This window comes from uncultured Victivallis sp., assembly GCA_944389935.1.
Lineage (GTDB): Bacteria > Verrucomicrobiota > Lentisphaeria > Victivallales > Victivallaceae > Victivallis.
The window spans coordinates 1-4,953 of sequence record CALXOE010000087.1; the positions used below are offsets into that span (position 1 = coordinate 1).

General features: G+C 56.2%; 5 protein-coding genes. 1 reads left to right on the plus strand and 4 read right to left on the minus strand.

The window, feature by feature from the left end:
• Positions 1-131: 131 nt before the first annotated feature.
• On the minus strand, positions 132-290 hold the full coding sequence (locus Q0J85_RS15230) for a hypothetical protein (protein WP_294483157.1): 159 nt from the start codon (positions 288-290) through the stop codon (positions 132-134).
• 33 nt (positions 291-323) lie between these two features.
• Between Q0J85_RS15230 and Q0J85_RS15235 the strand changes: the two genes are divergently transcribed.
• A complete protein-coding gene (locus tag Q0J85_RS15235) occupies positions 324-599 on the plus strand; it encodes a hypothetical protein (RefSeq protein WP_294483159.1) in 276 nt (91 codons plus the stop codon).
• Here Q0J85_RS15235 and Q0J85_RS15240 read toward each other — a convergent pair.
• The 3 genes from Q0J85_RS15240 to Q0J85_RS15255 form a co-directional block, all read right to left on the minus strand.
• A complete protein-coding gene (locus Q0J85_RS15240) occupies positions 589-2,889 on the minus strand; it encodes a right-handed parallel beta-helix repeat-containing protein (RefSeq protein WP_294483160.1) in 2,301 nt (766 codons plus the stop codon). The genes Q0J85_RS15235 and Q0J85_RS15240 overlap by 11 nt on opposite strands.
• Positions 2,890-2,959: 70 nt before the next feature.
• A complete protein-coding gene (locus Q0J85_RS15245; RefSeq protein ID WP_154417375.1) occupies positions 2,960-3,673 on the minus strand; it encodes a DUF1559 domain-containing protein in 714 nt (237 codons plus the stop codon).
• Positions 3,674-4,091: 418 nt separating this feature from the next.
• Positions 4,092-4,910: an AraC family transcriptional regulator gene (locus tag Q0J85_RS15255; RefSeq protein WP_294483162.1), complete on the minus strand. Its 819-nt coding sequence runs from the start codon at positions 4,908-4,910 to the stop codon at positions 4,092-4,094.
• Positions 4,911-4,953 lie beyond the last annotated feature (43 nt).

A 4,953-nucleotide genomic window follows, 5' to 3' on the forward strand; every position in this document is an offset into this window, starting at 1 on the left:
AATCCCGGTCATATCGCAAAATTATTTCATGCAGAAAGCGTCTTATATGCAAGTTAAGTTAATTGCCGATACAATATTTCATATAAAATCAATACAAAAAAGAGCGGATTTCCGACGGGATCCGCCGCATTTCACCTGTTCCGGACCAGTTCATACGCAAGCGCATTCCCGTCCCTGAAGTTGTCGAGCGAAAGCCGGAGCTCTCCGCCGGAGCGTTCCGGTTTCAATTCGGCGCCGCGGCTGCCGTCCGACCGGAGCACATAGATCCGATAATCGCCGGGCAGCCGCACCGACAGCCCGACGACCGCGCGGTGATGAGCCGCTTGTATTCGCTCCGCGACGGCCGCCTCGCCGGCGCCGGAATCGAGGCGCTGAAGCTGCCGCACCTCGATCTCGCCTCCCTGCTGCCGGAAGAGCTGAAAAGGGTGGGGGACGACGGGGAGAACCGCCGGGGAGAGGAGATCGCACCGCTGCTGCCGGTCGACTCCGGCAATGTCGACGCCGTGATCGCGCTTCTCGTGCAAAGCGGCCTCGGGACGTTCCGGCCGCTGCTGCGGCCGGAGGTCCCGGCGGCGGACAATGCCCGGACTATTCGCTGACGACCGTGTTTCCGGCGGCGACGAGCCCCTTTACGGAATCGGGGTCGGCGTAGACGCCGGGATTCGGCACGTTCGGCGAAGCGATATAGCGGTTGTTCACGATCCTGACTCCGGTTGCGTTGGTCACGTAAAACGCGGCGCGGTAGGGCAGCGGGTCCCGGCGCGGGGTCGGATTCGTGAAGGTGTTGTTCCGGAAGGTCACGTTCCCGGCCGAACTGATGAAGGCGACGAGCCCGTAGCTGTCCTTGAACGTGTTGTTTTCGAACAGGATGTTCGACAGAATCGGGTAGTCAGTCCGCCGCATCGACGGATCGGTTTCCATGTAGACGCCCATGTAGATGTCGCGCGCCTTGCCGTCGTTGCCGGCGCCGCGCGGATTCACGCTGTCGAAGCGGTTATTCCGCACGACGATGTTGTCCGCGCCGTACCCTTCGCTCCACAGATTGAAGGTATAACCGGTTTCGATTTTGACCGCTCCCATGTCGTTGTGCCGGAAATGGTTGTTTTCGAGCGTGATGTCGCGTCCGAGCAGCAGGATGCCGCGCGCACGGTTGTCGTGGAAGAAGCAGTTCCGCACGATGATGTTCCGTGTGTCGTAGGTCCAGTTGAACAGGATGAAGCCGCAATCGACCGGCTCCGGAACCGGGTCTTCGAAGGTGATCTCGTGCATCCCCTTTTCCGCATCGACGGGGCGGACCGATTTGACCGCGGAACGGAAGCCGGTCGGGGAGTAGTCGCCGTGACGGAGTTCAACCGGCGCGCCGGGGCGGAAGGTGTCGATGGATGTGACGTTCCGCGTCGTAACCGAGTGCGTGCCGGATTTTTCGGCGTAACCGGAGGTATCGTGCGCATTCAGGCAGTCGTCCGCGCCGAGGCTGAATTCGCAATCCTCCATCTTGAAGAATCCGCGCGAACGCCTGATGTGACAGTGATCGCCCGCACAGGTGATGAGCCGGCGCGGCACTCCGGCCGGCGCGGCGATGTTGACTCTCCGGAATTCCCAGTACTGCTGGAGGCCGCTGATCACAAAAGCACTTCCGGCGCAGGAGTAAACATCGATATCTTCAAGCGTCAGGTGGCGGTTGTCGCTCATGACGAAACCGTCCATGTCGTAGTAGTAGTGCTGCATGCGGAAAAGTTGCCCCTTGCGGAAAAGCGGCAAGTTTTTACCGTGCATCCGAAGCACATTCTCCGAAAGCCACTCCGTTTCGACACCTTTCTGTTCTGCAAAGCAGTCGAAGCCTCCTTCGATTCCGACCGATTTCGTGGCCGGGTCGTAGCTGGAAACGACGATGACCCGCACATCGCGGCGCGGAAACGTCTCATATTCGCAGAAGCGGAAGTCGACGCGACTGTCGGAGGCGTCGACGACTTCGACCAGGCTGGCCAGCGGGTCCTTCTCCCACTCCCAGTCCATTTTGAAATTGCGCATGACGACCCGCTCGCAGCCGTCGAGCTGGAAATTCGCTTCGCGTTTCTTGTGCCAGACGAATGTCGCGCCGCCGCCGTCGAAGATGAAATCCCGCATCCGTTCGAGCCTGACCGGCCGGTCGGCGGTCATCCGGTAGGTTCCGGGAGCGACGGCCAGTTTCGCCGCCCCGGTTTCCCGGCAGTATTCGAGGGCGCGGTTCAGCGCATCGACGTTGTCGGCCGCGTCGGCGGAGAGGCCGAAGGCGGCCGCTTCGACGACGGCGCCGCCCGGATTCGACGGCGGATGGACCGAAAACTCCTTCGCCCCGGTCGGCAGCGGTCCCGGCGAATCCGTGCAGGGGGCGGCGTCCGGCGTCGCAGGGTAGTAATCTTCGCCGAGCCCTTCGACCAGCCGGAAATCGGTGATTTCCCCCTTCAGCTTCCGGTGGGTATGGATCTGGAACGCATAGTCCGCGGCGTTCCCGGTGCGAAATTTGATCCTGACCGGCCGGAAAGAGGCGCTGCCGCCGCCTTGTTCCCACATCGTATCAAGCGCAGAACCCTCGGCGGAAACAGGACGGCAGAGAAAACACAGGCACTTCGCATTCATATCGGGCTCTTCCACCCGGCAGCGGAAGGTCGCGACGTAGGCGGTGGACGGTTTCAGCACGCCGGGATTGGTCAGGAAAACCGGATTCCACTCGTTTTCGCTTGCCGTCGTGTCGATCCGCAGCGTCACGCCGTCCGCCGACAGGGAAGCGAACGGCTTCTTCAGCGTGCAGCGCGCGGAGTCGGTGAAATTCTTCAGGACGACCGGTTCGCCGGCGGCTGCGAACAGCGCGGAACCGGCGATCAGGGCGGTGACGATCTGTCCGGCCACGGCCCGTTTCCCATACAGGAGAACCTTCAGAGCAGGAGAAATCAAATGCATGACGAAACTACTTTCACGATCAGTACAGATAAAGCCCCTCCGCCACTTTCGGCGGAGTGACGAATTCGACATGCAGGTCGAACATCAGTGCATTCTTGCCGCCGTGACGCAGATCGGCCGAGGTGCTGCCGTCGAGCCCGAAATAGTTGTCCCGGGTGCGGATCGACGGATGCGTATAACCGTCGCTCAGATGGCCGAGTTCGCTGACAAAGATGATTTTGCTGTTTGCAATGCGCGGCGAACGGGATTCAGGCCGCACCATGTAATTCTCCCACCATTGCGAAGGATCGTACGCGAGCCGCGACGGACGGAAGCCGAAATCTCGCGAAAGCGTGGAAAAAGAGTTCATCGCGTAAGAGACTGTATTGGAAAGCCCGTCATTGCCGAAAACCACTTCGGTAGCCTTGCAGAAAAGCGCTCCCTCCCTGCCCGTTTCGGTCGCCCGCACCCAATCGGTCACCACCTCGCTGCTGCCGAGATAGGGACGAATGCGGTGATACCAGCGCTGCAGGTTATACGCCTCCATCTCCTGCTGATCGCCAGGCGGGAAATTTTGCTGGTCACCCGCATACATGGCAAGCGCGGCGCCGATCTGTTTTAAATTATTGACGCAGGCAGTCTTCGTTGCAGAAGAGCGCGCCTTTTGAAGCGCCGGCAACAACATGGCGGCAAGAATCGCGATGATCGCGATGACGACCAGAAGCTCTATAAGTGTGAAACCCCGTTTTTTCATAATGATCAACCTCTTCCTATTGTTGAAAATCTGCACTGAATCCATAAATTCGATAAAATCTACCGCGCCCTCCCATGTTCCCTGAAAAGTTGCTTTATCTCCGGCCACGAATCTCGGGCCTTCCGGGGTAAAACTTCGGGTACTTTTCGGAGCCCCCCGCTCCGCTCTCTGAGAGATCGTGCCCGACACTGCATGTCGTGTTCGTCCATTGTTTCTATTTCGATTTTATCATTTCCCGGTCATGATTTTATTCACTGCTCAGCTTCACATGCCATGAACCGTTAAATGGAAAACAATGTTTAATTATACTGCAAAATTGTCTTTTATCAATTGACAAAAATGAATAAATACTTTTAAGAATATTAAGAAAAATCAATACACCATCCGGAACCGGCCAGCCCGGTCCGGACGGGAGGATTCATGAATGCAAGGAATTTTTCTGACGATATTGCGCAGGAGTCATGCCGGTCTGCTTTTTAAAAGCGCGGTAAAATGTTTCCAGATTCCAGAAACGGGTTTCACCTGAAATTTCACGAATGGTCAGCGTACTTTCAGCCAGCAGTCTGCACGCAGTCTGTATCCGGTAACGGAGCCGATATTGATAAGGAGAAATGTTGAACTGTGCCTTGAAGAGTGCTCTCAAATAAATGGGACTGTATCCAGCACGAATCAATGAGAACTCCTCCCAATTGATATCTTCATCCAGATGTTCCAGCTTATCTCTTACAACAAAGATTTCCCTGGACAATTCCGCTCTGCGATCCGTCATCATATCCGGAACAGTCAGCAGGTTCTGACGCAATGAAGTAAAAAGATACTCGGACAGCAAATCCGAGTCCGTCTTGAGATAAAAATCCTCCAATGCGTCATGAACAAACGAATCCAGCGAAGCAAGGTGACGCCACTGCCCGATATGGGGAAGATTCCACTTTCTACGGTTATAATTCTCAAACAGCAGCAGCAGAACCCGATAAGGCTGGTTCTTGGGAAAGTCATGAAGTGTCATGTCTCCCTGGGTGTGACAGAATACTGTACCGCGTCGATATACTTTTCCCTCATAGCTGGCTGCCCCGCTGACCAGGATTTCCACATACAATTTATTTCGCTGAATTGCAAACGGGCTGAAATTGTATCGCGTGGGAGCGCGGAAATAATAAACAAGGGCGAGCTGAGGATTATATTGACGCTTTTTCATATTTTCGGACAGTGCCGTCCCATAATTCTTTGAAATCGTCATTCTAACCACCCTATTTGAGCCTGAGTTGATTGTTTTTTAAAAT

Excerpts from the sequence above, each read along its gene's own strand:
- Q0J85_RS15245 (WP_154417375.1), bottom strand. The coding sequence starts at position 3,673 with ATGAAAAAACGGGGTTTCACACTTATAGAGCTTCTGGTCGTCATCGCG.
- Q0J85_RS15255 (WP_294483162.1), bottom strand. The coding sequence starts at position 4,910 with ATGACGATTTCAAAGAATTATGGGACGGCACTGTCCGAAAATATGAAA.